The sequence below is a fragment of the Vibrio sp. 2132-1 genome, assembly GCF_033344315.1.
Genome location: NZ_JAWPON010000819.1, coordinates 1 through 527 on the forward strand (window position 1 = coordinate 1; position 527 = coordinate 527).

Here is a 527-nt window from a genome sequence, read left to right on the forward strand (position 1 = left end):
AGCTGTTGTCTTCAACTTTTTCTAATTTGTTGAAGCTCTTATCGACCATCGCAGAGAAAGAAGAGGTATCTGACAAAGTATCACTCATGGAGCTCGACACTTCATGCAATAGCACTTCTACGTTGGTTTTGAGATCTTCTAAACTGGTTTCTGCTCTACTGGCCACGTAGTTGTTGTAAAGCTGTTTGTTCGCTGCTGGTGGACAAATACCGTAGTGTTCTAACACTTCGTCCATCTCAAAATTGAGTTCTGGAATGGTTTTGTCTACGTAGGTATACCAAAGCGCGTAGTTTGCGGGGGTGGCAGCTACATGATTTTTGATCATTAGTGGCACCGCTTTTTTTAAGTTAGCGGTCGATTTCTTAAACTCGTCAGTCATTTCTGCGATGTTACTAGCAAAATGGAATTGGATTTAGATTACCGGATATTAACTAATATCGCTTTAATTTTTATCATTTTTGCTTGGTTTATATAAAAAAATGAGCAAATAGCGGTGATATTCATAAATCTGAAATTTGATTTTATAA

At 37.6% G+C, this 527-nt stretch carries 1 pseudogene; it reads right to left on the reverse strand.

Going from position 1 to position 527, the window contains the following annotated elements:
• Positions 1-379: pseudogene (locus R8N47_RS28180) on the reverse strand (GGDEF domain-containing protein); the annotation flags it as partial.
• Positions 380-527: the final 148 nt, after the last annotated feature.